The sequence below is a fragment of the Comamonas denitrificans genome (assembly GCF_017368815.1).
In the GTDB taxonomy this organism is placed as follows: Bacteria; Pseudomonadota; Gammaproteobacteria; order Burkholderiales; family Burkholderiaceae_C; genus Comamonas; species Comamonas denitrificans.
Window position 1 is genome coordinate 1 of record NZ_JAFNME010000020.1, and the last position, 25,374, is coordinate 25,374.

27 protein-coding genes are annotated in these 25,374 nt (G+C 61.9%); 18 read left to right on the forward strand and 9 right to left on the reverse strand.

Annotated elements, in window-relative coordinates; translation table 11 throughout:
• The 3 genes from J1777_RS09705 to J1777_RS09715 form a co-directional block, all read left to right on the forward strand.
• Positions 1-788: ABC transporter ATP-binding protein (locus tag J1777_RS09705; RefSeq protein ID WP_207575536.1), on the forward strand; the 788-nt coding region annotated here is incomplete at its 5' end.
• A 100-nt stretch (positions 789-888) separates the two neighbouring features.
• Positions 889-1,350 carry a cyanophycin metabolism-associated DUF1854 family protein gene (locus J1777_RS09710; protein WP_207575537.1) on the forward strand — a complete coding sequence of 154 codons (462 nt, stop codon included), beginning with the start codon at positions 889-891 and terminating at the stop codon, positions 1,348-1,350.
• Between the two features lie 168 nt (positions 1,351-1,518).
• Complete coding sequence (locus J1777_RS09715) at positions 1,519-1,977, forward strand: hypothetical protein (RefSeq protein WP_207575538.1); 459 nt, start codon at positions 1,519-1,521, stop codon at positions 1,975-1,977.
• 94 nt (positions 1,978-2,071) lie between these two features.
• On the opposite strand, the gene recJ is transcribed toward J1777_RS09715, so the two are convergent.
• Together recJ and J1777_RS09725 are read right to left on the reverse strand one after the other, a co-directional pair.
• Complete coding sequence (gene recJ / locus J1777_RS09720) at positions 2,072-3,784, reverse strand: single-stranded-DNA-specific exonuclease RecJ (protein WP_207575539.1); 1,713 nt, start codon at positions 3,782-3,784, stop codon at positions 2,072-2,074.
• Positions 3,781-4,749: a phosphoglycerate mutase gene (locus J1777_RS09725; RefSeq protein WP_242700485.1), complete on the reverse strand. Its 969-nt coding sequence runs from the start codon at positions 4,747-4,749 to the stop codon at positions 3,781-3,783. Before J1777_RS09725 ends, recJ begins: the two co-directional genes overlap by 4 nt.
• A gap of 86 nt (positions 4,750-4,835) precedes the next feature.
• Between J1777_RS09725 and J1777_RS09730 the strand changes: the two genes are divergently transcribed.
• From J1777_RS09730 to acpS, 13 genes are all read left to right on the forward strand, one after another.
• The gene (locus J1777_RS09730; protein ID WP_207575540.1) at positions 4,836-6,089 is read left to right on the forward strand and encodes a lipoprotein-releasing ABC transporter permease subunit; all 1,254 of its coding nucleotides are present in this window, start codon (positions 4,836-4,838) and stop codon (positions 6,087-6,089) included.
• Complete coding sequence (gene lolD / locus J1777_RS09735) at positions 6,082-6,768, forward strand: lipoprotein-releasing ABC transporter ATP-binding protein LolD (protein ID WP_207575541.1); 687 nt, start codon at positions 6,082-6,084, stop codon at positions 6,766-6,768. The genes J1777_RS09730 and lolD overlap by 8 nt, the downstream gene beginning before the upstream one ends.
• Complete coding sequence (locus tag J1777_RS09740) at positions 6,765-7,136, forward strand: thioredoxin family protein (protein ID WP_207575542.1); 372 nt, start codon at positions 6,765-6,767, stop codon at positions 7,134-7,136. The genes lolD and J1777_RS09740 overlap by 4 nt, the downstream gene beginning before the upstream one ends.
• An 8-nt stretch (positions 7,137-7,144) precedes the next feature.
• Positions 7,145-7,981 carry a TatD family hydrolase gene (locus J1777_RS09745; RefSeq protein ID WP_207575543.1) on the forward strand — a complete coding sequence of 279 codons (837 nt, stop codon included), beginning with the start codon at positions 7,145-7,147 and terminating at the stop codon, positions 7,979-7,981.
• 302 nt (positions 7,982-8,283) lie between these two features.
• Positions 8,284-9,798: a DegQ family serine endoprotease gene (locus J1777_RS09750; RefSeq protein WP_207575544.1), complete on the forward strand. Its 1,515-nt coding sequence runs from the start codon at positions 8,284-8,286 to the stop codon at positions 9,796-9,798.
• A gap of 184 nt (positions 9,799-9,982) precedes the next feature.
• Complete coding sequence (gene lepA / locus J1777_RS09755) at positions 9,983-11,791, forward strand: translation elongation factor 4 (protein ID WP_207575545.1); 1,809 nt, start codon at positions 9,983-9,985, stop codon at positions 11,789-11,791.
• 16 nt (positions 11,792-11,807) lie between these two features.
• Positions 11,808-12,782: a signal peptidase I gene (gene lepB / locus J1777_RS09760; RefSeq protein ID WP_207575558.1), complete on the forward strand. Its 975-nt coding sequence runs from the start codon at positions 11,808-11,810 to the stop codon at positions 12,780-12,782.
• A 32-nt stretch (positions 12,783-12,814) separates the two neighbouring features.
• Positions 12,815-13,168 (forward strand): DUF4845 domain-containing protein, encoded by a 354-nt coding sequence (locus J1777_RS09765; RefSeq protein ID WP_207575546.1) that lies wholly within the window; start codon positions 12,815-12,817, stop codon positions 13,166-13,168.
• A gap of 3 nt (positions 13,169-13,171) precedes the next feature.
• On the forward strand, positions 13,172-13,858 hold the full coding sequence (gene rnc, locus J1777_RS09770) for a ribonuclease III (RefSeq protein WP_207575547.1): 687 nt from the start codon (positions 13,172-13,174) through the stop codon (positions 13,856-13,858).
• Positions 13,859-13,992: 134 nt separating this feature from the next.
• Positions 13,993-15,030, forward strand: a complete 1,038-nt coding sequence (gene era / locus J1777_RS09775; protein WP_207575559.1) for a GTPase Era — start codon at positions 13,993-13,995, stop codon at positions 15,028-15,030.
• A 12-nt stretch (positions 15,031-15,042) separates the two neighbouring features.
• Positions 15,043-15,810, forward strand: a complete 768-nt coding sequence (gene recO, locus J1777_RS09780) for a DNA repair protein RecO (RefSeq protein WP_207575548.1) — start codon at positions 15,043-15,045, stop codon at positions 15,808-15,810.
• Positions 15,807-16,613, forward strand: coding sequence for a pyridoxine 5'-phosphate synthase (locus J1777_RS09785; protein WP_207575549.1), 807 nt, complete (start codon positions 15,807-15,809; stop codon positions 16,611-16,613). Before recO ends, J1777_RS09785 begins: the two co-directional genes overlap by 4 nt.
• A 129-nt stretch (positions 16,614-16,742) precedes the next feature.
• Positions 16,743-17,135 (forward strand): holo-ACP synthase, encoded by a 393-nt coding sequence (acpS, locus tag J1777_RS09790; RefSeq protein WP_207575550.1) that lies wholly within the window; start codon positions 16,743-16,745, stop codon positions 17,133-17,135.
• Between the two features lie 218 nt (positions 17,136-17,353).
• Here acpS and J1777_RS09795 read toward each other — a convergent pair whose 3' ends face one another.
• The 3 genes from J1777_RS09795 to J1777_RS09805 form a co-directional block, all read right to left on the reverse strand.
• Positions 17,354-18,439: a porin gene (locus tag J1777_RS09795; protein ID WP_207575551.1), complete on the reverse strand. Its 1,086-nt coding sequence runs from the start codon at positions 18,437-18,439 to the stop codon at positions 17,354-17,356.
• Positions 18,440-18,654: 215 nt separating this feature from the next.
• Positions 18,655-19,836 (reverse strand): aminotransferase-like domain-containing protein, encoded by a 1,182-nt coding sequence (locus J1777_RS09800; protein WP_207575552.1) that lies wholly within the window; start codon positions 19,834-19,836, stop codon positions 18,655-18,657.
• Between the two features lie 125 nt (positions 19,837-19,961).
• Entirely contained in the window at positions 19,962-20,582 is a 621-nt protein-coding gene (locus J1777_RS09805; RefSeq protein WP_207575553.1) for a LysE family translocator, read from the reverse strand.
• A gap of 43 nt (positions 20,583-20,625) precedes the next feature.
• Between J1777_RS09805 and J1777_RS09810 the strand changes: the two genes are divergently transcribed.
• On the forward strand, positions 20,626-21,051 hold the full coding sequence (locus tag J1777_RS09810; RefSeq protein ID WP_207575554.1) for a rhodanese-like domain-containing protein: 426 nt from the start codon (positions 20,626-20,628) through the stop codon (positions 21,049-21,051).
• A 63-nt stretch (positions 21,052-21,114) separates the two neighbouring features.
• Here the strand turns inward: J1777_RS09810 and J1777_RS09815 are convergent, their stop codons facing one another.
• Positions 21,115-22,011 carry a class I SAM-dependent methyltransferase gene (locus J1777_RS09815; RefSeq protein WP_242700486.1) on the reverse strand — a complete coding sequence of 299 codons (897 nt, stop codon included), beginning with the start codon at positions 22,009-22,011 and terminating at the stop codon, positions 21,115-21,117.
• A 165-nt stretch (positions 22,012-22,176) separates the two neighbouring features.
• Here J1777_RS09815 and J1777_RS09820 point away from each other — a divergent pair, with 165 nt between their 5' ends.
• Positions 22,177-23,784, forward strand: a complete 1,608-nt coding sequence (locus tag J1777_RS09820; RefSeq protein WP_207575555.1) for a SulP family inorganic anion transporter — start codon at positions 22,177-22,179, stop codon at positions 23,782-23,784.
• On the opposite strand, the gene dut is transcribed toward J1777_RS09820, so the two are convergent.
• From dut to J1777_RS09835, 3 genes are all read right to left on the reverse strand, one after another.
• Positions 23,767-24,216: a dUTP diphosphatase gene (dut, locus tag J1777_RS09825; RefSeq protein WP_207575556.1), complete on the reverse strand. Its 450-nt coding sequence runs from the start codon at positions 24,214-24,216 to the stop codon at positions 23,767-23,769. The two genes, J1777_RS09820 and dut, sit on opposite strands and share 18 nt — an antisense overlap.
• 370 nt (positions 24,217-24,586) lie before the next feature.
• Positions 24,587-24,907 (reverse strand): IS66 family transposase, encoded by a 321-nt coding sequence (locus tag J1777_RS09830; protein WP_074167576.1) that lies wholly within the window; start codon positions 24,905-24,907, stop codon positions 24,587-24,589.
• Positions 24,908-25,207: 300 nt separating this feature from the next.
• Positions 25,208-25,348 (reverse strand): hypothetical protein, encoded by a 141-nt coding sequence (locus J1777_RS09835; protein ID WP_153573857.1) that lies wholly within the window; start codon positions 25,346-25,348, stop codon positions 25,208-25,210.
• Positions 25,349-25,374: the final 26 nt, after the last annotated feature.

A 25,374-nucleotide genomic window follows, 5' to 3' on the forward strand; every position in this document is an offset into this window, starting at 1 on the left:
TGCCCCAGCCCGTGCAAGGGGCCATCACGCTGCAGGACGTGGGCTTTCGCTACGGCAGCCGCCAAGTCATCCGCCAGCTCAACCTGCACATCCGCCCGGGCGAAATGATCGGCCTGGTCGGCCACAGCGGCTCGGGCAAATCCACGTTGGTAAACCTCATCAACCGCTTTTACGACGTGACCGAAGGCAGCATCCAGCTCGACGGCATCGACGTGCGCCGCCTGGCCGTGGCCGACTACCGGCGCAACATCGGCCTGGTGCTGCAAGAGCCGTTTTTGTTTTTTGGCACCGTGGCCGAGAACATCGCCTACGGCAAGCCCGAGGCCACGCGCCAGGAAATCATCGCCGCCGCCCGCGCCGCGCACGCGCACGACTTCATCCTGCGCCTGCCGCACGGCTACGACTCGGTGGTAGGCGAGCGCGGCCAGGGCCTCTCGGGCGGCGAGCGCCAGCGCATCAGCATCGCCCGCGCCCTGCTCATCAACCCGCGCCTGCTCATCCTGGACGAGGCCACCTCGGCCGTGGACACCGAAACCGAAAAAGAAATCCAAAAAGCCCTGGACAACCTGGTGCAAGGGCGCACCACGATTGCCATTGCCCACCGCCTCTCCACCCTGCGCAAGGCCGACCGGCTGGTGGTGATGGACCGGGGCGAAATCGTCGAAGTCGGCCCGCACGACGAACTCATGGCCGCCCAGGGCGCGTACTGGCGGCTGTACCAAGCCCAGGCCCGCCGCGCCGAAGAAGATGCCCATGCCGCCGGCCTGGTGCTGGCCCAAGATCAATAAAACAGAAGCTGCACGCGCTTGTATATCAATCAATTAAAGGCTTTATCTTTATAAAAACCTTGTAGATCAAGTGCAAACAGCTCTTTATTTAACCAAGCCTATGTCCATCACCCTCTACCACAACCCCCACGGCCAACTGTGCTGGCGGGCCCCCGATGGCACCGAGCACCGTGGCCTGGTGCCCGTGCGGGCCTTTCCCATCCAGGCCCCCCAAGAAGGCATCTCCTTGGTCGGCCCCGATGGCAAAGAAGTGCTCTGGGTGGCCCACCTGAACGAGCTGCCGCCCGCCACCCGCCAAGTGCTGGAAGCCAGCTTGGCCGAGCGCGAATTTATCCCGGTGATTGAGCGCATCGACGCCGTCGACTCCATCTCCACCCCCAGCCACTGGCAGGTCCGCACCGATCGGGGCCCGGCCACCTTGGTGCTCAAGGGCGAGGAAGACATCCGCCACCTCAGTGCCCAGCACCTGCTCATCACCAGCCGCGAAGGCGTGCAGTTTCGCATCCCCGATTTAAGCCAGCTGGACCGCCCCTCGTTCAAACGCATCGAGCGTTTTCTCTGAACTTTGCGCCGCCGTGGCCGATATCCCCTACAGGCGACACAGGCCGGGGGGTGTAAAAAATTGCAACCAAGCTAAACTTTGGCTGAAGCCTGCCGATAAGGCGTACGAGGCACCATTATTTTCATCCAAATGTTTGATGTAGTTTGATTTTTTCACGAGAGGCACACCATGCAAATTTCACCACTAGACCGCCAACCCATCGAATGGGCCAACCCGCAAGGTGCCAATTTGTATTCCACCGGTGCCTCGGGGCCTGCCGCCGTGCGCCCCCCCCACGCGGTCAATGCCGTGGAATCGACCGACAAACTGGGCGAAGGGGTGACCGTCAGCATCAAAACCCCAGAAAAGCCCACCGATGCCAGCGCCCAAGACCTAGACTGGACGGCCAAGCCCGAAGAGTTGGAAACAAAAAAATCGCTCAAGGAAATTCAAGAAGAGCAAAACAAAGAGCCTTTGTCCAAGCAGCTCATCGAATTCATCCAGTCCATGTGGCGGGCCAGCGCCATGGCGGTGGAGGCGGCCGAGCAAGCGCAAAAAACCGACCAGCAAGAGCGCAATATGCTGCAGGTGCGCACCCAGCCCCTCACCTACGAAGAGCCCAAAGTCAAACGCACCGGCGGGCTGTAAATGGCTGCACAACACCCCCGTACCCCGCCCCACCGCCTGCTGCCCTAGCAGGCGGTTTTTTTATGGGCCAGCCTGTTAGAACGTGTTCACGTTCTTAGCTTTGCAGCGCCCCCTCGACCAGAAACTGCACCTTGCGTTCGCCCTTCCACTCATTGATATCCAGGCGAAAGGCCAGGTGCTCCCAAGCGTCCAGCGGCTCGGTGCGGCCAAACCAGATGCCATCGACCACCTCGCCCTGGTGGCGCAGTTGCAGCTTCAGGTGTTTTTCGCCCACCAGGCGCTGCGAGACGATTTCCATGTCCTCGCTGAACGTGGGCGGCTCAAAGCCCTGGCCCCAAACTTGCAAATTGAGCTGTTCGACCACGGCCGAGTGGCGAAACTCGGCCGGCAGTGCGCCATCGGTGTGCAGGCAACGGGTGAGCACGTCGGCACTGAGCAGCTCCTGCGCCACCTGGGCAAAGGCGCTGCTAAAGCGCTCAAAATGTTCCATGCGGATGGTGCAACCAGCGGCCATGGCGTGGCCGCCAAAGCGCAGCAACACATCGGGGTGGCGTTTGGCGAGCAAATCCAGCGCATCGCGCAAATGAAAACCGGGGATGGAGCGGCCCGAGCCCTTGAGCTCATGCGTCTTGCCCTCGGCCTGGCTGGCGGCAAACACAAAGGTGGGGCGGTGCAGCCGGTCTTTGATGCGCGAGGCGACGATGCCGACAACGCCTTCGTGAAATTCGGGGTCGAACACGCTGATGGCCGCCGGGGCGCTGCCGCTGTCCTGGCACAGCCCCTCGGCCAGGGCAAAGGCTTGCTGGCGCATGTCACCCTCCAGGTGCTGGCGCTGGCGGTTGATGCGGTCCAGCGCCTGGGCCAGTTCCAGCGCCTGGCCAAAATCGTCGGTCAGCAGGCATTCGATGCCGATGGTCATGTCCGCCAAGCGCCCTGCCGCATTGATGCGCGGCCCCAGGGCAAAGCCAAAATCCTGCGTGCTGGCTTGCTGCCAGGTTTTGCCCGCCGCCTGGTACAGCGCCCGCATGCCGGCGGGCATGTGGCCTTTGCGAATGCGCAGCAGCCCCTGATCGACCAGGCGGCGGTTGTTCGTGTCCAGCCGCACCACGTCGGCCACCGTCCCCAGGGCCACCAGGGGCAGCAGGGTATCGAGCTTGGGCTGGGGCGCGGCGGCGTAGGCCCCGCGTTCGCGCAGCAGCGCCCGCAGTTGCAGCAGCACATAAAACATCACGCCCACCCCGGCCAGGCTTTTGCTGGCAAAGCTGCAGCCGGGCTGGTTGGGATTGACCATGGCCTCGGGCGTGGGCAGCTCGGCACCGGGCAGGTGGTGGTCGGTCACCAGCACCTGCAGACCCAGGCGCTGCGCCTCGCGCACCCCGGCGATGCTGCCAATGCCGTTATCCACGGTGACCAGCAGGCCGTAGCCCTGGGCGGCCACGCGCCGGGCGATGGCGGGCGAGAGGCCGTAGCCGTCCTGCACCCGGTCGGGCACTTCGTAGCTGACGTGCTGCGCCCCCAGCATGCGCAGACCGCGCACGGCCACAGCGCAGGCGGTGGCACCGTCGCAGTCGTAATCGGCCACGATGCAAATGCGTTGCTGCGCGGCAATGGCTTGGGCCAGCAGTTGGGCGGCGGCCTCAATGCCCTTGAGGCCACTGGGCGGCAGCAGGTGCTGCAGGCCAGTGTCCAGCTCCTGTGGCGATTGCACGCCCCGCGCCGCAAATAAGCGCGCCAGCAGCGGCGCAACGCCGTTTTGCACCAGCGCATCGACCTGGGCCTGGGAAATTTCCCGTTCAATGATTTTCATAGCTGGTTGCGCAGAGAATTAAATGTTTTTTGCTTAAAAAGGCTCTGAAAGCGCTGCATCAAAGCGGAACGCGCTCTTTTAAAGTGCAGCGCTTGGGCTTCGCCGCACAGCGTCAGCGTGGCCTGGCCACCGGCGCGCACATGGGCCAGCAGCTGGGCAATCGGCCCGGCCTCGGCCTGCTGCCAGGCCTGCTGCCAGGCGGCCCAGTCTTGGCGCAAGGCGGCTTGGCGCAAGCCATCGACCAAGAGGATGGGTGTGGGGATGGGGGTGGGCCCCTGCGCCAGCGCCCCGGCCCCGTGCAGCCAAAAGCCATTGACGGGCGGCAGCCCCCGCGCCTCGCGCGCGTCGTTGAAGGGATGGCTGTACAGCAGCATTTGCGCCTCGCTGTGCAGGCGCTGAAAGGGCTGGGTCTGCGGCAGCCAGCGGCTGGCATCGCGCAGCAGCACCCGGTCAAGCGATGCGGTGCTTAAACCGGCCAGCGGTGCGCCGCTGACGCGCCACAGCAGGGGCGAGAGCACTTGCAATTGCAGCCCGTCCTCGGCCCACCAGGGGGCCAGGATGGCGCACAGCGCCTGCGCCTCGGCCAGGGTGAACTGCAGCTGCGCCGGGTCGTCCAGCCGCACCTGGTCGGCCCCGGCGTGCAGGTGGCAGGGCGTGAGCCAGGCATGGGGCAGCCGTGCTGGCGCGCCCACCGCAGCCCAAGCGGGGGCGGCCGCGTTCAAACCCCAGGCTTGCGCCACGGCGCGTTCGTGCGGGGGAATGGGAAAATCGTACTCCTGCCCGTCGCGCTCGGTCTCCTGCAATAAAGCCAGCAGCGCATCGAGCTGCGGCGTGGCCACGGCCGGGGCGTTTTCGGCCGCCGCATAGGGCAGGATCAGGTGGGGCACGGCGGCAGCAGGGGCGCGGTTGGGCCCATCAAGGGGCGCAGGCAGGGCAAAAGGCAAGGGCAGGTTGGCAGCAGGCATGGGGGGTGATTGTCGCCAAACTGGCGCAGGGCTGCCCGCACGGTTTGCCAAGCCTGTGGGGCGACTGGTGCCACAATCCACCCGCTATGCAAATACCTTTTGAAATTGCCTTGGGCTGGCGCTACACGCGGGCGGGGCGGGCCATGCGGCGCAATGGCTTTATCTCGTTCATCTCGGGCGCGTCGATGCTGGGCATTGCGCTGGGGGTGGCGGCGCTGATCATCGTTTTAAGCGTGATGAACGGTTTCCAAAAAGAGGTGCGCGACCGCATGCTCAGCGTGGTTTCGCACATCGAAATTTTTGCCCCCAATGGCCAGCCCATGCAGGACGTGGCCGGGGCCATGGCGCAGGCCAAGCAGCATCCTGAAGTGGTGGGCGCGGCCCCCTTTGTGGCTGCCCAGGCCCTGCTGGCACGCGGCGAGGACATGCAGGGCGTGCTGGTGCGCGGCATTGACCCCGCGCACGAGGGCGAGGTGACCGACTTGGCCGCCACCAACACCGAGGTGCTGCAAGCCTTGCAGCCGGGCAGCTTTGCCATCGTGCTGGGCGTGGAGCTGGCGAAAAACCTGGGCGTGGCGGCGGGCGATACCGTCACCCTGATCGCCCCCAGCGGCCAGGTCACCCCGGCCGGGGTGGTGCCGCGCATGAAGCAGATGCAGGTGGCCGGGGTGTTTGACTCGGGCCATTACGAGTACGACGCCAATTTGGCCATGCTGCACTACCAAGATGCGCAAAAGGTTTTTCGCCTTGAAGGCCCAACAGGCGTGCGTTTAAAGCTACAAGATTTGCACCAAGCCCCGCGCGTAGCCAAAGAGCTGGCCAGCCAGTTGCAAGAATTTTTGTACCTGCGCGACTGGACGCAGCAAAACAAAACCTGGTTTGCCGCCGTGCAGGTGGAAAAACGCATGATGTTCATCATCCTCACGCTGATCGTGGCGGTGGCCGCGTTCAACCTGGTGTCCACCCTGGTGATGACGGTGCAGGACAAGCGCTCGGACATCGCCATCCTGCGCACCCTGGGCGCATCGCCCGCCTCCATCATGGGCATTTTTGTCGTGCAAGGGGCGATGGTGGGCGTGCTGGGCACGCTGGGCGGGTTGGCGCTGGGGCTGCTGGTGGCGTGCAATATTGACGTGATCGTTCCGGCCATCGAGCAAGCGCTGGGCGCGAGCTTTTTGCCCAAAGACATTTACCTCATCAGCCGCATGCCCAGCGAGCCGCTGGCCAGCGACATCGTGCCGATTGCGCTCATCGCCCTGCTGCTGGCCTTTGTCGCCACCCTCTACCCCAGCTGGCGCGCCAGCCGCGTGAACCCTGCGGAGGCCTTGCGCTATGAATAACAAAGCAAACACCGTCGTTTTGGCCGCCCAGGGCCTGTCCAAACGCTTTGACGACGGCGCGGTGCAAGTGCAGGTGCTGCAGGGTGTGGACATCCAGGTGCATGCGGGCGAGACGCTGGCCATCATCGGTGCCAGCGGCTCGGGCAAAAGCACGCTGCTGCACCTGCTGGGCGGCTTGGACGCGCCCAGTGCCGGCCAAGTGGTGCAACTGGGGCGCAATCTGCACAGCATGAACCCGCGCGAACAAGGCCAGTGGCGCAACCAGCACCTGGGCTTTGTGTACCAGTTCCACCACCTGCTGCCTGAATTTACCGCCCAGGAAAACGTCGCCATGCCGCTCTTGATCCGCCGCATGGAGCGGGCGCAGGCACTCAGCCAGGCCGATGCCATCTTGGCCGCCGTCGGCCTGGGCCAGCGCACGGCGCACAAACCGGCCCAGCTCTCGGGTGGCGAGCGCCAACGCGTGGCGATTGCCCGCGCCCTGGTCACGCAACCGGCCTGCGTGCTGGCCGATGAACCCACCGGCAACCTCGACCGCAGCACGGCCGACAACGTTTTTGCCCTGATGCTGGAACTGGCCCGCGCACGCGGCACGGCCTTTGTACTGGTCACCCACGACGAAACCCTGGCCGCACGCTGCGACCGGCAACTGCGCCTGGTGCAAGGGCAGCTGCAATGAGCATGGGCACGCGCCCCGGCACCACCCTTTGGCAGCCCATCACCGATTGCGCCGACTTGCAAACCCGGCTGCCGTCAGCGCCCACAGCGCTGGTGCTGTGGGGCGGTACGCACTGCGGGGTGTGCCAAGCCATTGCGCCGCGCTTGGCCGCCATGGCCGCAGAACATTTCCCACAGCTGCCTCTGCTCTACGTGGACTGCCAGGCCACCCCTGCCGCCTGCGCCCAATACGGCGTGTTCACCCTGCCGGTGCTGCGCCTGTACGTGAACGGGCACAGTGCGCTGGAATACGCCCGCGCCTTTGGCGTGGCCCAGGTGCAGCAGGAGGTGGCAGCGGTGCTGGCGCGGCTGGCAGCGCTGGAGGATTGAAGAGCGCCATGCCCCTTTCCTGGATCGACACCCACTGCCACCTGGACGCGCCCGCGTTCGCCGCCGACCGCCTGGCCGTGCGGGCCGCAGCGCGGGCTGCCGGGGTAGCGCATTGCGTGCTGGTGGCGGTAGAGCGCAGCAACTGGCAGGCGGTACGCGATCTGGCGCACGCCACGGGGGACAGCTACGCGCTGGGCATTCACCCGCTGTTTACCCCGCAGGCGCAGGAGGGCGACATCGCCGCGCTGCGGGCCCAGCTGGAACAGTGGCAGGGTGACCCGCAGCTGGTGGCGGTGGGCGAGATTGGGCTGGATTTTTTCGTCCCCGCGCTGACCACGCCTGCGGCCCGCGCCCGGCAGGAATGGTTTTATGCGCAGCAGGTGCATTTGGCGCGGGAGCTGGCGCTGCCGGTGATCGTGCATGTGCGCCAAAGCAGCGATGCGCTCTTGAAAGTATTGCGGGCCATGCCTGTTATTAGCGGCATTGCACATGCTTTTAATGGAAGTTTGCAGCAAGCCCAAGCGTTTACAGCTCTTAACTTTAAACTAGGCTTGGGTGGGGCCATGACCCATGCCCGGGCGCTCAAGCTGCGCGATCTGGCCCAGCGCCTGCCGCTGGACAGCCTGGTGCTGGAGACCGATGCCCCCGACATGCCCCCGCAGTGGCTCTACCGCACCGCCGCCGAGCGTGCCGCTGGCCAGCCCCAAGGGCGCAACACCAGCGCCGAACTGCCGCGCATTGCCCAGGTGCTGGCCGACTTGCGCGGCCTGCCGCTGGCCGCCTTGGCACAGGCCACCACCGCCAACGCCCGCGCGGCGCTGCGGGGGCTACCCGCTTGCCCCTAAGAACGTGTTCACGATCTCCTCATGGGTGTGCGGGCGCGGCTTCGGGCGGTCTGCGTCGTTGCAAATCCTCGCAATAGCCAAGCTATTGCTGTGGTTTGCGCCTCGCAACCCATCCCGAACCGCATCCCCCACACCTTCATTCGAGATCATGAACACGTTCTAAGATCAACCCCATTTCAACCCCGTTCCACCCCCCTGCGCTACGCGGAAGAATTTCGCCCGCTGGGGAACAAACCAGCGCTCAGCAGCTTCTGAACAAGCCTCTTGCTGATGAAAAAATGCCCAAAGAAAGGATACCCCCCATGCCCCGATTCAAACCCCTGCACGCCGCCTTGCTGTCCGTTGCTTTTCTGGGTGGAGCCGCTGGCGTAGCAGGTTGGGAACATTTCTCGCCTCCGCTGGCGGCCGCCCAGGCCCAGGCCCCGGCGGCCAATCCGCTGTTGGTGCAAGGCCTGCCCGATTTCAGCCCCCTGGTCGATGCCGTCGGCCCCTCGGTGGTGAATATCCGCACCATGGAAAAAGTCACCCGCCAAGGGGTGGAGTTCCAGGGCTTTCCGGGCATGGACCCGGACATGCTCGAATTCTTCCGCCGCTTTGGCCTGCCCGTGCCGAATATGCCGCCCCAGCAACGCCCCGGCCCCCAGGGCAATGAGGGCGGCGATGACGGTGAGAGCCAGCCCAGCGGCGTCGGCTCGGGCTTTATCCTGAGCAGCGATGGCTACATCATGACCAACGCCCACGTGGTCGAGGGTGCCAGCGAGGTCATGGTCACCCTGGCCGACAAGCGCGAATTCAAGGCCAAAATCGTCGGGGCCGACAAACGCACCGACGTGGCCGTGGTCAAAATCGATGCCAAGGGCCTGCCCGCCATCAAAATTGGCGATGTCAATCGCCTGAAAGTGGGTGAATGGGTCATGGCCATTGGCTCGCCCTTTGGGCTGGAGAACACCGTCACCGCCGGCATCGTCAGCGCCAAGCAGCGCGACACGGGCGATTACCTGCCCTTTATCCAAACCGACGTGGCCATCAACCCCGGCAACTCGGGCGGGCCGCTGATCAATATGCGCGGCGAAGTGGTCGGCATCAACAGCCAAATCTATTCGCGCTCGGGCGGCTTTATGGGCATCAGCTTTGCCATCCCCATGGATGAAGCCATTCGTGTCAGCGACCAACTGCGCGCCACCGGCAAAGTCTCGCGCGGGCGCATTGGCGTACAAATTGGCCCGGTTGATAAAGAGGTGGCCGAATCCATCGGCCTGGGCAGCGCCACCGGGGCCTTGGTGTCGGCGGTCGAACCCGACTCGCCCGCGGCCAAAGCCGGTTTACAAGCGGGCGATGTGATCGTGCAGTTCAACGGCACCAAGATCGACAAAGTCTCCGACCTGCCGCGCCTGGTGGGCAACACCAAGCCGGGCAGCAAGGTCAGCCTGACCATTTTCCGCCGGGGCAAGCAGCAGCAGCTGGCCATCACCGTGGCCGATGTTCCGGCCGATGAAAGCCAAGTCGCCCAAGCCCCTGAGGCCAGCGGTGCCACGGCCAACGCCAAAACTTTGGGCCTGCGCGTCACCGACCTGACGGCAGCGCAGAAAAAAGCCTTGGGCGTGCGCGGCGGGGTGCAAGTGGCCGAAGCCAGCGGCCCGGCCGCGCGGGCCGGTATGCGCCCCGGCGATGTGGTGCTGGCCATTGCCAACACCGAGGTGGCCAGCGTGAAAGACTTTGAAGCCGCCTTGGCCAAGGCCGACCAAAGCAAGCCGGTCAACGTCCTGGTGCGCCGCGATGAATGGGCACAGTACCTGCTGATTCGCCCGCAAAAATAAAGCAGCACCAGCAAAGGGGTGGGCTTGGGTAAAATGCGCTGTTTTTTTGCAGGCTTACCCGCCCATGCCTGCCCCTGACTGTGCGGCCGCTGGCCCAGCGGTCTTCCACCTCCCAGCCCGGATTGACAAGCAAGGTGCGCTGCGGGCGCACTTTTTTTTATCCAGGCCTAGCTTTTTATTGTTGATGAAACACATCCGTAATTTCTCCATCATTGCGCACATTGACCACGGCAAATCGTCCCTGGCGGACCAACTGATCAAGCGCTGCGAAGGCCTGGCCGCACGCGAGATGGAGGCCCGTGTGCTCGACTCGATGGACATCGAGAAAGAGCGCGGTATCACCATCAAGGCGCAAACGGCCTCCTTGCAATACCACGCCAAAGATGGTCAGGTCTATAACCTGAACCTGATCGACACCCCCGGCCACGTGGACTTTTCTTACGAAGTCAGCCGCTCGCTGTCGGCCTGCGAAGGCGCTTTGCTGGTGGTCGATGCCAGCCAGGGCGTCGAGGCGCAAACCGTGGCCAACTGCTACACCGCCCTGGATTTGGGGGTGGAAGTGACCGCCGTGCTCAACAAGATGGACCTGCCCCAGGCCGACCCGGACAACGCCAAGGCGGAGATCGAGGACGTGATCGGCATTGATGCCAGCGATGCCATCCCCTGCTCGGCCAAAACCGGCATGGGCATTGACGACATTTTGGAAGCCATCGTCGCCAAAGTGCCGCCCCCGGTGGGCGATGCCGATGGGCCGCCACGGGCCATGATCATCGACAGCTGGTTTGACAGCTATGTGGGCGTGGTGATGCTGGTGCGCATGGTCGATGGCCAGATCAAAAAAGGCGAGCGCATCAAAATGATGGCCACCAACGCCGCCTACGAGGTAAACCAGCTGGGCGTGTTCACCCCGGCCAACCAGCCGCGCGAGGTGCTCAAGGCGGGCGAAGTGGGTTACGTGATCTGCGGCATCAAAGAATTGAAAGCCGCCAAGGTGGGCGACACCATCACGCTAGAGAAAAAGCTGCCCAACAACATGGGCCCGGCCGCAAAACCCCTGCCCGGCTTTAAAGAAGTCAAGCCCCAGGTGTTCGCCGGCCTGTACCCCACCGAAGCCAGCGAGTACGACCAGCTGCGCGATGCGCTGGAAAAACTGCAGCTCAACGATGCTTCGCTGCACTTCGAGCCCGAAGTCTCGCAAGCGCTGGGCTTTGGCTTTCGCTGCGGCTTTTTGGGCCTGCTGCACATGGAAATCGTGCAAGAGCGCCTGGAGCGCGAGTTTGACCAAGACCTCATCACCACCGCCCCCAGCGTGGTTTACAAGGTGGTCAAGGGCGATGGCGAAATCATCGACGTGGAAAACCCGGCCAAAATGCCCGACCAGGGCCGCCTGCAAGAGGTGCAAGAGCCCATCGTCAAGGTCAGCCTGATGATGCCGCAAGATTATGTCGGCCCGGTCATGACGCTGTGCAACCAAAAGCGCGGCATCCAGGTGAACATGCAATACCACGGCCGCCAAGTGGTGCTGATCTATGAGCTGCCGCTGGGCGAGATCGTGCTGGACTTTTTCGACAAGCTCAAATCCGTCTCGCGCGGCTATGCCTCGATGGATTACGAGTTTTTGGAGTACCGCACCTCCGACGTGGTGAAGGTCGATATCTTGCTCAACGGCGAGAAAGTCGATGCCCTGTCCATCATCGTGCACCGCAGCCAGGCCACCTACCGTGGCCGCGCCGTGGTGGCCAAGATGCGCGAAATCATCAGCCGCCAGATGTTTGACGTGGCCATCCAGGCGGCCATCGGTGCCAACGTCATCGCCCGCGAAACCGTCAAAGCGCTGCGCAAAAACGTGCTGGCCAAGTGCTACGGCGGCGACGTGTCGCGCAAGCGCAAGCTGCTGGAAAAGCAAAAAGCCGGCAAAAAGCGCATGAAGCAAATCGGCTCGGTCGAAGTGCCGCAAGAGGCCTTCCTGGCCATCTTGCAAGTGGAGGAGTAAGCCCATGACCAAGCTCATGTCGGCCATGCCGGCCCTGACCGCCGTGGTGTTGGCCGCTTTTGTCGGCTACATCGGCGCGTGGTACACCGGGGCGATCGAGGGCAACTTTGCCCTGGTGATGCTGCTGGCCACTTTTGTCACGGGGGTGTACTGGGTGGCCGAGAAGCTCCTGTTTCTGCCCCAGCGCCAACGCGCAGCACAAAAACTAGAGCAGCAAGCGCAGGCCCGTACTGCGCAATTGCAGCGCCAAGGCATTGCCCAGCACGATGTGAATGTGGATGCAAGCAAAGAGCACCTCCTGCGCCAGCCCTGGTGGCTGGACTGGACAGCGGGGCTGTTCCCGGTGCTGTTCGTGGTGTTTGTGCTGCGCTCGTTTTTGTTTGAGCCGTTCAAAATTCCCTCGGGCTCCATGATCCCCACCCTCTTGGTGGGCGACTTGATTTTGGTGAACAAATTCACCTACGGCGTGCGCCTGCCGGTGATCAACAAAAAAATCACCGAAGGCCAGGCAGTCGCACGCGGCGATGTCATCGTCTTTCGCTACCCGCCCCAGCCCAGCCTGGACTACATCAAGCGCGTGGTCGGCCTGCCCGGCGACAAGGTGGAGTATTTGAACAAGCGCCTGCGCATCAATGGCCAAGAGGTCCCCACCGAGGCCCTGCCCGACTTTTTCGATACCGACGCCATGCGCTATTTCCAGCAGTTCGAAGAACGCCTGGGGCCCCAGCCGCACCGCCTGCTCAACACCCCCGGCATTGCGGGCTACATCCAAGGGGCCAGCGACTTTGCCGGGCGCGACCAATGCACCTACAGCGTCGAGGGCGTGACCTGCACCGTGCCGCCGGGGCAGTATTTTGTGATGGGCGACAACCGCGACAACTCCCTGGATTCGCGCTACTGGGGGTTTGTGCCGGACGAGAACCTGGTGGGCCGGGCCTTTTTCGTTTGGATGAATTTCGGTAACCTCAAGCGCATTGGCAGCTTCCACTAGCGACCAAGCCGTCCATTTTGAAAGGAAACCCTATGCAGCACAGCCTTCGCCGCCAGCGCGGCCTGTCTTTTGTTTCGGTCGTCTTGATCGGTTTTATCTTGGTCGCCGCCTTTGCCATTGGCGGCCAGTCGGTGCCCATCTTTACCGAATACATGGCCGTGCAAAAAGCGGCCCAAAAAGCCGCCGACGAAGCCACCAGCGTCACCGAGCTGCGCGCCGCCTTTGACCGCTCGGCCAGCATTGACGACATCCGCAGCATCAACGGCAAAGACTTGGAAGTGAGCAAAAACGGTGACCGTTTTACCGTCCACTATGAATACGAGCGCGAAATCGGCCTGGCCGGCCCAGCGTATCTGGTGTACCGCTTCAACGGCAGCACAAAGTAACGCATGCACGATGATTTAGCCGCACTCCAGCAGCGCCTGGGCTACCGCTTTCAAGACACCCGCCTGCTGCAGCGGGCGCTGACGCACCGCAGCTTCAGCAGCGACCACAACGAGCGCCTGGAGTTTTTGGGCGATTCGGTGCTGGGCTTGGCCATCTCCAGCTGGCTGTACCACAAGCTGGCCGACTCGCCCGAGGGCGACCTCTCGCGCGCCCGTGCCAACCTGGTGAAAGAAGGCAGCCTCTACCAACTGGCCCTGGGCCTGGGCCTGCCCGAGCTGCTGCGCCTGGGCGAGGGCGAAGCGCGCTCTGGCGGCAAGCGCCGTCCCTCCATCTTGGCCGATGCGGTTGAGGCGATTTTGGGCGCGGTGTACCTGGAGGCCGGTTTTCCCGTGGCCGAGCAGGTCGTACACCAACTGTTTGCCAAGGTGGACATCACCCCGCAAATGCAGGCCGTTGGCAAAGACCCCAAAACCGCCTTGCAAGAATGGCTGCAAGGCCGGCGCATGGCGCTGCCGCAATACGATGTAGAAAAAATCAGCGGCGCGGCGCACAAACAAACCTTCACCGTGGCCTGCATGATCCCGGCCCTGCGCTTAGGCGCCAAGGGCCAGGGCCACAGCCGCCGCACCGGCGAACAAGCGGCCGCTGCGGCCATGTTAAAACTCTTGCAGGAAAAGCATCCCTCATGAATTCAAAAAAACAAGCTACTCCCGCTGATCAATCCAAGGGTTTAGAGAAAAAACAACCAAAAAACAAGACAGCATCAGCGCAAACAGCTCCTGATTTAAAAGAGTTTCCAGCCATCACCCCGGCCGGCCAAAGCATGGCTGAACTCAACGCCATGCTCCTGGCCGCCAAATCCGGCGGCGCAGCCCGCCTGCCCGACGCTGCCGTGGCAGAAACCGAGGCAAGCCAAGGCGACGGCGAAAGCGACCCCCAAGCCCCCGCCCGCATCTATGCCCCCGAAGAGCAGCGCTGCGGCCTGATCGCCATCGTCGGCAAACCCAACGTGGGCAAATCCACGCTGATGAACGCGCTGGTGGGGCAAAAAATCTCGATTACCAGCCGCAAGGCGCAAACCACGCGCCACCGCATCACCGGCATCCGCACGCGGGAAGAGACGCAGTTTGTCTTTGTCGATACCCCCGGTTTTCAAACCAAGCACAGCACCGCGCTGAACAAATCGCTGAACAAAACCGTCATGGGCGCCATTGGCGATGTGGACTTGATCCTGTTCGTGGTCGAGGCCGGCAGCTTCACCCTGGGCGATGCCAAGGTGCTCTCGCTGTTCAAGCCCGGCATCCCCACGCTGCTGATTGCCAACAAACTCGACCGCGTCCACCGCCGGGGCGACATCGCCCCCTGGCTGCGCGACATGCAAGAGCGCCACCCGTTTACCGAATTTGTGCCCATGTCGGCCAAAAAGCGCGACGACATCCAGCGCCTGCTGGGCATCTGCGCCCCCTACCTGCCGCAGCAGCCCTGGTTCTACGGGGCCGACGAGCTGACCGACCGCAGCGAAAAATTCCTCGCCTCCGAAACCGTGCGCGAAAAGCTCTTTCGCTTCACCGGCGATGAGCTGCCCTACACCTCCACCGTCGTCATCGACAAGTTCGACGAAGAGCCCAGCCCCAAGTTTGGCCGCTTCATGCGCATTGCTGCCACCATCGTCGTCGAGCGCGACGGGCACAAAGCCATGGTCATTGGCGCTGGCGGCGAGCGCCTGAAAATGATCAGCACCGAAGCGCGCCAAGAGCTGGAAAAGCTGCTGAACGCCAAAGTCTTCTTAGAGGTGTGGGTCAAAGTGCGCTCCGGCTGGGCCGACGATGCCGCCCGCGTCAAATCCTTCGGCTACGAATAAGCCCCTGCCACCATGGCCAGCGCCCAGCGGGTCAGCGATGAGCCCGCCTTCATCCTGCACCGCTACGACTGGAGCGAATCGAGCCTGATCCTCGAAGTCTTCACCCGCCACCGCGGCCGCGTGGCCTTGGTGGCCAAGGGCGCAAAAAAACACACCTCCAACTTTCGCCCCGTGCTGCTGGGCCTGCAGCCGCTGCGCCTGTCCTACACCCTGGCGGGCAGCAGCAGCGCCGACATCCACACCCTGCGCGGCGCGGAATGGGCCGGTGGCCACATCATGCCCATGGGCGCGCGCCTGCTCTCGGGCCTGTACATCAACGAATTGCTGCTGCGCCTGCTGGCCCGCGACGACCCCTACGCCTATGTCTTTGACGTGTACGCCGCCCTCATCAAACTGCTGGCCACCCAGCACGATGTGGTGCAAGAGCCGGCCCTGCGCGCCTTTGAACTGATCTTGCTGCGCGAACTGGGCCTGCTGCCCAGCCTGCACGCGCAAACCCAAACCCTGCAGCCCCTGGCACCCCAGGCCCCCTACGCCCTGGCCCCCGAAGTGGGCCTGCGCCCGGCCGAACCGGGGGAACGGGCCGTGCTGACCGGCCAGCAATGGAACACCCTGGAAACCGCCCTGCGCCAAGAGCCGCACAGCTTTGCCCCCATCCTGCAAGCCTGCGCCCACCTGGCCCCGGCCCTCAAGCCGCAATTGCGCACCATGCTGCAATTTCATTGCGGAAGTCCTATGCTGCGCACACGCCAGTTGATGATGGATTTACAAGCCTTATGACCCCACCTGCCGCCCCCACCCATCCCTCTACGCCCGCCATCCGCACCGCCTTGTCGGTGAACGTGAACAAAGTCGCCCTGGTGCGCAACACCCGCCACCTGGGCATCCCCTCGGTGGCCCGCGCGGCCTTTCAATGCCTAGAAGCCGGTGCCCAGGGCATCACGGTACACCCCCGCCCCGATGGCCGCCACATCCGCAGCAGCGACGTGTACGAGCTGGCCGAACTGCTGCAATCCTGGCCCGAAGCCGAGTTCAACATCGAAGGCAACCCCACCCAGAACCTGATGGACTTCATCCGCCAGGTGCGCCCGCAGCAGGCCACCTTCGTGCCCGACAGCGAAGACCAGTTCACCAGCGACCACGGCTGGAGCTTCCCGCAGGATGCCCAGCGCCTGCGCCCCCTGATTGCCGAATGCCGCAGCCTGGGCGTGCGCGTCAGCCTCTTCATGGACCCCCTGCCCGAACAGATGGCCGCCGCCAAAGCGGTTGGTGCCGACCGCATCGAGCTCTACACCGAGCCCTACGCCGCCGCCTGGGGCACGCCCGAGCAGACCGCACAACTGCAGCGCTACACCGCCGCCGCCCAGGCGGCCCTGGCCGCTGGCTTGGGCATCAACGCCGGCCACGACCTGAACCGCGACAACCTCTCGGCCTTTGTTGCCGCCGTGCCCGGGCTGCTGGAAGTGTCCATCGGCCACGCCTTCATCGCCGAAGCACTGGAGCTGGGCTACACCGACACCGTGCGCGCCTACCAGCGCTGCATCGACCAGGGCATGCAAGAGCGCAAGCTGCTGCACCCTTGATGCCCGGTGCGCCTACAACATAAAAAAGTGGGCTTGCTCCGCTCAGTTTCATTGGTTTTTATTAAGAAACTCATTTGAAATTCAATACCCATCTACGGGAACAGCTACTTTTATTAAAGCACCCACCCCATGATCTACGGCATTGGCACCGACATCTGCGACATCCGCCGCATCCGCGCCAGCTTTGAGCGCCATGGCGAACGCTTCGCCGAAAAAATTCTGACCGCCAACGAACTGGCCACCTGGCGCACCCGCAGCCAACGCTGGCCCGAGCGCGGCCTGCGCTACCTGGCCACGCGCTTTTCCGCCAAAGAAGCCTTTAGCAAAGCCGTTGGCCTGGGCATGGTCATGCCCATGACCTGGCGCCACTGCGAAATTGGCAACCTGCCCAGCGGCCAGCCCACCATCCTGCTACACGGTGCCATGCACACCTGGATGCAAGAGCGCCAGCTGCACGCCTGGATCAGCCTGACCGACGAAACCGACTACGCCGCCAGCTTTTGCGTGGTTGAGCGGCGCTGAGACGGTGAACCCGTTCTAGCACCACGAACAATAGGCATAGAGGCAGGGCGAACACCCAGGTTCGCCCCTGCGGGGGACATGCGTGGCCAAACCCGCAGGGGCAGACCTGCGTGTCTGCCCTGGCAACAGCGCAAACAGCGCAGGCATAAAAAAACCAGCCTCGGTAAAGAGGCTGGTTTTTAGTTTCTTAACCAAAGCTGGGTGACCCCAGCTTTAGATTAGAAAGCGTGGCGAACGCCAACTTGCAGGCCGTGCTGGGCACCGCTGTCGGACAGACCAGCGCCACTCATAGCGCCGTTCAGCTGCAGGCCCATATTGACACCGCTGTCGTTTTTGTTTTTCAGGTAAGCGTAAGTACCGTACAGAGCTGTGCGCTTGGACAGGTTGTGCACATAGCCCAGGCTCAACTGGTTAGCTTTGAAAGTCGGCACGGAAAAACCAGTGACGTCTGCCGACAGACGGTAGTGGTTGTACGAAGCACGCACTTCACCAGCAGCCCCCACAGGAGCAGTTACACCCAAGCCAAAGGTCTTGAATTTCACGCTATCGCCAGCTGCACCTACGCCAGCATCTTTATCTTTGCTTTGCTTGTAGAAGCCCATCAACTTAGCAACGCCAAAGTTGTAAGCGGCACCCAGATGCCAAGTCGTCAGATTTTCGGTTCCAACGGTATTGTTACGTGTATCTCCGTTCAGGCGATCGAAGCCCAAGCCCAGGCTCAGAGGGCCGTTGTCGTACGTAGCACCGATGCCGATGTAGCGCTTGTCGCTGGCTTTTTGCTGTTCGCCAAAACCGTATTCAGCACCAATTTTGAAACCGCTGAAGTTGGGGCTGGTGTAGGAGATAGCGTTCTCAGTACGAGGGGCATAGCCTGTTTGAGGGATGTTCCAAGCCAGCGAAGCGCCGATACCGGTGTCACCGAAAGCATCGTAGCGGTTCACAGCCAGGTAGGAAGAGGTCAGCATGCGACCCAGGCGCACGGAGCCGAAGCCACCTTCCAGGCCCACGGTCGAGGTACGGCGGAAAGCCATGCCATTGCCGGTGAAGTAGTCGGTACCATCATCCACACCCATGCCTGCTTCCAGGTTGAAGGTGGCTTTCAGGCCGTTGCCCAGGTCTTCCACGCCGCGGAAGCCCAGACGGCTGTTCACGTTACCACCGACGTGGGTCATGCCGTAAACGGATTCGTCACCTTTGCTGTAGGTCAGGCCGGTATCCAGAACACCGTACAGGGTCACGGAAGATTGGGCCATAGCAGCGCCGGAAGCAGCCAGCACAGCCAGGGCGATCAGGGATTTTTTCATTGCAATTACTCCAAGGTTTGACAGAGGGCGCAGTGTTTGCCACCAAAAAAGGCGGCCTTTCGAGCCGCGCCAACCTCCTTTTCGGGAAGCTGGGGCTATTGCACCAGAGATGCCCAGCGGGGTAAACAAAACAGCCCCTTGCGGGGCCAAAAATGGTGTTTTTTGTTGCGCGACCGCAACAAACCAAAAATACGGGCGGTCAAGCCCGGCAAGGCTTACTGCGCATAGGCTTTGATCGCAGCCGCCAAGGCAGCGATGCCCTGGGCAATTTGTGCCGGCGGCACCGTCACATACGACAGGCGCAGGCAGTTGTGCTGCGGATTGCCCGGGAAGAAGGGGGCGCCAGGCACAAAGGCCATGCCACGCTCCACCGCCAGGGGCAGCAGTTTTTGCGCATCCATGCCTTCGGGCAGTTGCACCCACAGGAACATGCCACCAACGGGGCGCGTCCAGCTCACACCCAAGCCCACCATCTCTTGGTCCAGGGCGGCCAGCATGGCATCGCGTTGGTTTTTGTACAGGGTGCGAATGGTGGGGATGTGGCGCGCTAAGAAGCCATCTTTCATCACCTCGGCCACCACGCGCTGGTTAAAGCTGGGGGTGTGCAAATCGGCCGCTTGTTTGGCTTGCACCAGTTTGCCGTAGACCGATTTAGGGGCCACCACAAAGCCCAAGCGCAAGCCCGGGGCCAGCACTTTGGAGAACGAGCCCATGTAGAGCACGCCCTCGGGGTTGCGGGCTGCCAGTGGCAAGGGGGCCTCACCTTCAAAGCGCAGATCGCCATAGGGGTTGTCTTCAACCAAAGGAATGTCCAGCTCGCGGGCTTTGTCCACCAGGGCCTGGCGGCGCTCCTCGCTCATGGTGCGCCCCGTGGGGTTTTGAAAGTTGGGCAGCACATAGGCAAAGCGGGCTTTGTCAGCACCGCTGCCCGCTTGGGCAGCGAAATCATCAACCAACATGCCTTGATCGTCGCTGGCCACACCGACAGCGATCGGCTCCATCGGGGCAAAGGCTTGTAAAGCGCCTAGGTAGGTAGGGCGCTCAACGAGCAAGCGGCTGTCTTTGTCCAAAAAGATCTTGCCGATCAAATCCAGGGCCTGTTGCGAGCCGCTGACGATCAGCACCTGCTCCGGATCGACATCCCAGGGCAAAAAATCGGCCACCGCCTGGCGCAGTGCGGGCAGTCCTTCGGTGGTGGAATATTGCAGGGCTGCCGCGCCATCACGCTCCAGTACGGTATTGCACGCGGCCTGGAAGGCGCTGATCGGGAAGGTTTGCGGGGAAGGCAGGCCGCCTGCCATGCTGATGATGCCGGGGCGGTCGGTGAGTTTGAGAATCTCGCGAATGGCTGACGAGTTCATCTTGGCGGCACGGCTGGCCAGGGTCCATTGGGTCATGTTGGGTCTCTCAAGAGAAAAGCCGGGGATCACCCAGGCAAAAATTTTCAACAGGTGGCAGCCGCTGGTGGCAAGGCTGGCCTGCTCCGAAGAGCGGCCATTGTCAGCAAGTTCATCTGTGGTGCCTAGGGCACAAACCCAGGGGTTTGCCCTTGCAGCATCCACAACGCCGTCACCGCCAGCAACAACGCCATACCGCGATTGAACCATAGCAGGCGCTGCCCTTGGGCTAACCAGTGGCGCAATACGGCCCCGAGGCAGGCGTACGTAAGATTGCTGCTAAAAGCAAAAAACACCATTACCGGCACCACAATGCCCAAGCGCAAGCCCATATTGGGCTGTCCTGCGACCCAGCCTGCGATGATCGTCAGCGCCAAGAACCATGCCTTGATGTTCACAAACTGCAGCAAAACGCCTTGACCAAAACCCACCTGCAGCCGATCCGCCCGCGCCTGGGCCAGTTGCCGAGTGCCCGCCAGCCGCCACGCCAGCCACAACAAATAGCTGCAGCCCCCCAGCTGAATCCCCCAGCGCAGAGCAGGAACTTGTGCCACCAATGCCCCTACCCCGACGCTGCACAGCAACAGGAGCAAACACCAGCCCACTGGCACAGCCAACACAAAGCGCAGGCTGTGGCGCAAGCCAGCATTGGCGGCCATGGCGGTGGCCAAAGCGGTATTGGGGCCCGGGGTAAAGCTCATGGCAGTGGCCAAGAGCAGCAACGCAGTAAATTCAGTCCAAAGCATGGGGCCGATAATGCCGCGTTATTGGCCATAAAGTGAGTTTGCAATGAGCGAAACAAAGGATTTCGGTGCGGTGATTCCCGCCCATGGCTATGCCGGCGACATTCCCCCCGCCTTGGCATGGCAATGGGTACAAGCGGGGAATGCGGTGCTGGTGGATGTGCGCACGGATGCCGAACGTGCCTGGGTGGGCCAGGTGCCAGGGGCCAAAGTGGTAGCTTGGAAACAATGGCCGCAAATGCTGATGAATCCCGATTTTGATACCCAGCTGCAAGCTGTGGTGCCATCAGGCAGCAAGGTGCTGCTGCTGTGCCGCAGTGGAGTGCGATCGGTAGCTGCTGCGCAGCGGGCAACCGAGCTTGGGCTGCAGGCCTACAGCATTCTGGAAGGTTTTGAGGGCGATTTGGATGCCAACGGCCAACGCGGCAAGCTCAATGGCTGGCGCTATCGAGGGCTGCCTTGGCAGCAGTAAAACGAATGAAGTGCTGAGGCCGCACGCTGCACGGGGCTGAGTGGCCCAGCGGGACCGGTTCAGTCATTCAAGCACCAACTCTGCCAGCCCGTACAGCGGCGCACTGTGCCCCCAGGGATTCCACATGGCTTCCATAGCCACCCCCATCCAGCCATGGCTGGGGGCCACGCTGTGCGATTGGCGCAGTTGCAGGCGAGGATGGCAGGCAGTCAATTCCTGCATTTGGCCAATGCCCCACCGAAACTGGGCCTGGGTGCGCCCCACACTGGCGTGCCATTGGGCTTGACCGACGGCGCAGCGGGCCATGGTATCGAGCACCAACACGGAGCCCGCAGGCGCTGCCTCGGCAAACTCTTGCAGCACCGTTCGCACTTCATCGGGCTGGAAATACAGCAGCACCCCTTCAATCAACAGAAAAACCGGCTGCGCTGTGGCCCGTTTAGGCAGGCGCAAACGCTGCCACCAGCCAGGTTGTTGTAAATCTGCCGTACCAGCCCGCAGCCGGGGCATTTGGGCAGGCAAGAGCGTTTTGCGCAAGGCCATCACTTCAGCGAGATCCGCATCCAGCCACGTGTTTTGGCCATTGTTCAGCCACTGAAAATAATCTGTCAGCCCGCAGCCCAAGTTGATGCCCCAGGCTTTGGGGTGTTCAACAAAAAAGGCTTGGGCGCACTCCCGAATCAAGCGCGTGCGCCACAGCACATTCAGCACGGTAGGGCGATCGGCCAGATAGGCTTGGCCATCAATCTCCAGGGTGCGCAAAAGGCGGCTGGCCTGCTCATCCCCACAGGCATGCCCCGGGTAAAGCCCCCCACCCAAAGCCCGCGCGACCAGCGGAATAATCAAAGTTTGCTGCACCGGCGTAAACGCCTCGCAGTGTCTGCGCACTGGGGGTGGCGGCGCTGGCATGTGGCATCCGGGCAACTTATGCCCACTCGATCCAACAATGGTGTTATTCATACCACCCCTTTCTTCCGAACTGAGCCCAACGATAAACAGCGATGCACTCGATAATATTTACTCAACCTTATTGGCCACCCAGCAATATGTCGCGCCCACAGCCTATTGCTTGTAAGTTTTTTGTCAGTATTTAGTTTTGATACCCATCAAACTTTAAGGATTTCCATGCAGTTTCGCCCTCGGATTCTTGATATTCGGCACAACTACAACCGCCAGCGCCTGGTCGGTGATCTGGGTGCTGGGGCCACCGTGGGTGTCGTAGCGTTACCGCTGGCCATGGCTTTTGCCATTGCCAGCGGCTTGCCCCCTCAAGCAGGATTGTGGACCGCCATCATTGGCGGCGCGTTGGTCGCGCTCCTGGGCGGCTCGAACGTGCAAATTGCCGGGCCTGCGGGGGCATTCATCGTCATTGTCTATGGCATCGTCCAGCGTCACGGAGTGGGTGGACTTTTGATTGCCACCTGCGGCGCGGGGGTGCTGCTAATGCTGATGGGAATCTTCCGCTTGGGCAACTTGGTGCGCTTTGTCCCCGTGAGCATCATCATTGGCTTTACCAACGGCATTGCGGTGTTGATTGCCCTCTCGCAACTCAAAGATGCGCTGGGCCTGCCCATTGCCAAAATGCCAGGTGATTTTTTTGGCCAAATGCAAGCCATTGGCAGCCATTTAAACCAATGGAATCCCACCGCCCTGGGCTTGGCGGTCGGTTGTTTGGCCCTGCTGTTTATCTGGCCGTATTTGCTGCACCAAAAATCCCCAATCCAACGTTTTGATGGGGTTACCGTGCGTACTTTTGCCCGCCTGCCCGCCCCGGTGGTGGCGTTGCTGACCTTCACGGCCTTGGCCTACTTTCTGCACCTACCAGTAGAAACCATTGGCAGCCGCTTTGGCAGCATTCCCCAAGAACTGCCAGCCTTGGTGTGGCCCGAATTGTCCTGGGACAGCGCGCGGCGTTTGCTGATGCCAACCATCACCATCGCCGCGCTGGGCGCGATTGAATCGCTGCTATGCGCCCGCGTGGCCGACCAATTGGCCACCAGCCCCAGCCATCGCAAACACGACCCCAACCAGGAGCTTTTAGCCCAAGGAGCAGCCAATTTTGTCGTTCCCTTCTTGGGCGGTATGCCTGTGACCGGCACGATTGCCCGCACCGTCACCAATTTGCGCTCGGGGGCAACTTCGCCCATCTCCGGCTTGGTGCATTCCCTGGTACTGATGCTGATTGTGCTGCTAGCAGCCCCTCTGGCCGTGCATGTCCCCCTGGCCGTACTGGCAGGGGTTTTGTTGTTTGTGGCTTGGAATATGGGCGAGTGGCGCGAGTTTGTCCGCCTGCGCCAATTCAGCAACCATTACCGCCTTTTGCTGCTGGGTACCTTCTTTTTAACGGTGGTGTTTGACCTGATGGTTGCCATGGAAGTGGGCTTGGTACTGGCCTGCGTGCTGTTCGTGCGGCGCATGGCCACCTTGTTCAAGGTGCATGCCACCAGCGCCGATGGCCTAGCTTGGCGTTTACACGGGGCGCTCTTTTTTGGTGCCACAGACAAGCTTGATGTGCTGCTTGAAGCGGCTCAAACCGTACCGGTCGGCAGCACCATGACCTTGGACATGGCCGCCTTGTTTGCACTGGACACCACGGGGGTCGATAGCCTGGAGCAGCTGCTCAAAGCATTGGAGCAGCGCGGGGCCCACTTGGCCCTCGAAGGTATGCAACCCCAAGTGCAATCTTTGCTGGAGCGCTCGGGTTTGACAGAAAAATTAAACCTTGCCCGTTGAGCCATACCCCCCCGTGCCGCGCTCGCTCACCTGGGCAAAGTCTTGCACCTCGTTGAACTGGGCTTGCACCACGGGAACGATCACCAACTGCGCCAAACGCTCCATGGGTTGCAAGGTAAAAGCGGTGCTAGAGCGGTTCCAGGCGCTGACCATGAGCTCGCCCTGGTAATCCGAATCAATCAGCCCCACCAGATTACCGAGCACGATGCCATGCTTATGCCCCAAGCCTGAGCGCGGCAGGATCAGGGCGGCATAGCCGGGATCACGCAGATGCACCGCCATACCCGTCGGAATCAATTGCCACTGGCCCGGCTGCAGCAGTACGGGCGCTTGAATACAGGCCCGCAGGTCTAAGCCGGCGCTGCCAGGGGTGGCATAAGTGGGAGGGGTGTCGCGCAGACGCGCATCGAGAATTTTGAGATCAACTTGCATGGGGCGTGACTACAGGCCGTTATTTTTTATGCCGCAGCATCCAAATACGACGCGCAAGCAGACGCAGGCCAAAAACAAAAAAAGCCAAAAAACAAAGTTTTTGGCTTTTTTAGCTATCTATGAACGTTGTGCAATGTCCATAGAAAAATTTGGAGCGGGAAACGAGACGTTTACTAAGACCGTAAGCCGTTGTTTCCCAATCACTTTCTTCGCTGGCTTGACTAGCGAAGACCTTAATTGTAGCCTCATTTTTCACCCTCGGCAACAAGTTCGTCCAGAAACTTCCAGTAAGGTCCAAGGACACCTCCTCAGCGCATCGTCCCCACACCTCGTTCATCGCCGGCTACGGTGGTCTCGAACTCACCAATGATCACCTTTCCATATGCTTGGCTAGCTGCGTCGAAAGGCATTCGAGCACGTCACGCAAGTCCGCATAGAGGTCATGCCCGTTGGGCCGAGCCGAGCGCACCAGGCTCATCACCGAAACAGCGCGCTGACCGGCACGCAAGCTACCGACGAACAACTGGTTCGCCCTTTGAAGTGCCACTGGACGAATTTGCCTCTCGACGCGGTTGTTGTCTGGCGGCAGACGCCTGTCGTCGTTAGCGCCTCCCGGCGACCAAGGTTGGACTGCATGGCTCTCGCCGTGCCTGAGCTGTTCGGCACACCGGCTCGCTGCAGAAGCGACCACCCATACCCGTCTGCGCAAGTTGCGCGGGAAGAACCCATACGCTTGTCACTGGGACTGGATGCGCGATTCTTTATCGGTATATCAGGATACCTGGGAACGCATGACAGGCTCGGGATCAGTACGCCTGCCTTGGCATCTAGAAGCCACTGCGCGCCTATTGCGCCCTGTGAAACCGCAGGGGTATCACACCATGACAAATTGCTCTTGATGAGATTGCGGTAACGCATGACGCTGCCAGTGTGAGCGCCATTCTTCGTGTTGATCAGCGACAGGACCGATCAACCTACCACTCACGGATTCTTACACATTGAGCACATGGCGGCTACCACTGACTTGAGCTACTGAAAAGTGCTCAGGGCTCATGAAGAAGCGAGACTCGGGACTCGCTTCATCCACAGACAACTGCCCGGCCATGAGGTTGGCGCCAAAGGAGTCGGCCATGTAGTTCTCCTGGAAGGAGATGGGAG

Excerpts from the sequence above, each read along its gene's own strand:
- J1777_RS09710 (WP_207575537.1), top strand. The coding sequence starts at position 889 with ATGTCCATCACCCTCTACCACAACCCCCACGGCCAACTGTGCTGGCGG.
- J1777_RS09715 (WP_207575538.1), top strand. The coding sequence starts at position 1,519 with ATGCAAATTTCACCACTAGACCGCCAACCCATCGAATGGGCCAACCCG.
- recJ (WP_207575539.1), bottom strand. The coding sequence starts at position 3,784 with ATGAAAATCATTGAACGGGAAATTTCCCAGGCCCAGGTCGATGCGCTG.
- J1777_RS09725 (WP_242700485.1), bottom strand. The coding sequence starts at position 4,749 with ATGCCTGCTGCCAACCTGCCCTTGCCTTTTGCCCTGCCTGCGCCCCTT.
- J1777_RS09730 (WP_207575540.1), top strand. The coding sequence starts at position 4,836 with ATGCAAATACCTTTTGAAATTGCCTTGGGCTGGCGCTACACGCGGGCG.
- lolD (WP_207575541.1), top strand. The coding sequence starts at position 6,082 with ATGAATAACAAAGCAAACACCGTCGTTTTGGCCGCCCAGGGCCTGTCC.
- J1777_RS09740 (WP_207575542.1), top strand. The coding sequence starts at position 6,765 with ATGAGCATGGGCACGCGCCCCGGCACCACCCTTTGGCAGCCCATCACC.
- J1777_RS09745 (WP_207575543.1), top strand. The coding sequence starts at position 7,145 with ATGCCCCTTTCCTGGATCGACACCCACTGCCACCTGGACGCGCCCGCG.
- J1777_RS09750 (WP_207575544.1), top strand. The coding sequence starts at position 8,284 with ATGCCCCGATTCAAACCCCTGCACGCCGCCTTGCTGTCCGTTGCTTTT.
- lepA (WP_207575545.1), top strand. The coding sequence starts at position 9,983 with ATGAAACACATCCGTAATTTCTCCATCATTGCGCACATTGACCACGGC.
- lepB (WP_207575558.1), top strand. The coding sequence starts at position 11,808 with ATGTCGGCCATGCCGGCCCTGACCGCCGTGGTGTTGGCCGCTTTTGTC.
- J1777_RS09765 (WP_207575546.1), top strand. The coding sequence starts at position 12,815 with ATGCAGCACAGCCTTCGCCGCCAGCGCGGCCTGTCTTTTGTTTCGGTC.
- rnc (WP_207575547.1), top strand. The coding sequence starts at position 13,172 with ATGCACGATGATTTAGCCGCACTCCAGCAGCGCCTGGGCTACCGCTTT.
- era (WP_207575559.1), top strand. The coding sequence starts at position 13,993 with ATGGCTGAACTCAACGCCATGCTCCTGGCCGCCAAATCCGGCGGCGCA.
- recO (WP_207575548.1), top strand. The coding sequence starts at position 15,043 with ATGGCCAGCGCCCAGCGGGTCAGCGATGAGCCCGCCTTCATCCTGCAC.
- J1777_RS09785 (WP_207575549.1), top strand. The coding sequence starts at position 15,807 with ATGACCCCACCTGCCGCCCCCACCCATCCCTCTACGCCCGCCATCCGC.
- acpS (WP_207575550.1), top strand. The coding sequence starts at position 16,743 with ATGATCTACGGCATTGGCACCGACATCTGCGACATCCGCCGCATCCGC.
- J1777_RS09795 (WP_207575551.1), bottom strand. The coding sequence starts at position 18,439 with ATGAAAAAATCCCTGATCGCCCTGGCTGTGCTGGCTGCTTCCGGCGCT.
- J1777_RS09800 (WP_207575552.1), bottom strand. The coding sequence starts at position 19,836 with ATGACCCAATGGACCCTGGCCAGCCGTGCCGCCAAGATGAACTCGTCA.
- J1777_RS09805 (WP_207575553.1), bottom strand. The coding sequence starts at position 20,582 with ATGCTTTGGACTGAATTTACTGCGTTGCTGCTCTTGGCCACTGCCATG.
- J1777_RS09810 (WP_207575554.1), top strand. The coding sequence starts at position 20,626 with ATGAGCGAAACAAAGGATTTCGGTGCGGTGATTCCCGCCCATGGCTAT.
- J1777_RS09815 (WP_242700486.1), bottom strand. The coding sequence starts at position 22,011 with ATGAATAACACCATTGTTGGATCGAGTGGGCATAAGTTGCCCGGATGC.
- J1777_RS09820 (WP_207575555.1), top strand. The coding sequence starts at position 22,177 with ATGCAGTTTCGCCCTCGGATTCTTGATATTCGGCACAACTACAACCGC.
- dut (WP_207575556.1), bottom strand. The coding sequence starts at position 24,216 with ATGCAAGTTGATCTCAAAATTCTCGATGCGCGTCTGCGCGACACCCCT.
- J1777_RS09835 (WP_153573857.1), bottom strand. The coding sequence starts at position 25,348 with ATGGCCGACTCCTTTGGCGCCAACCTCATGGCCGGGCAGTTGTCTGTG.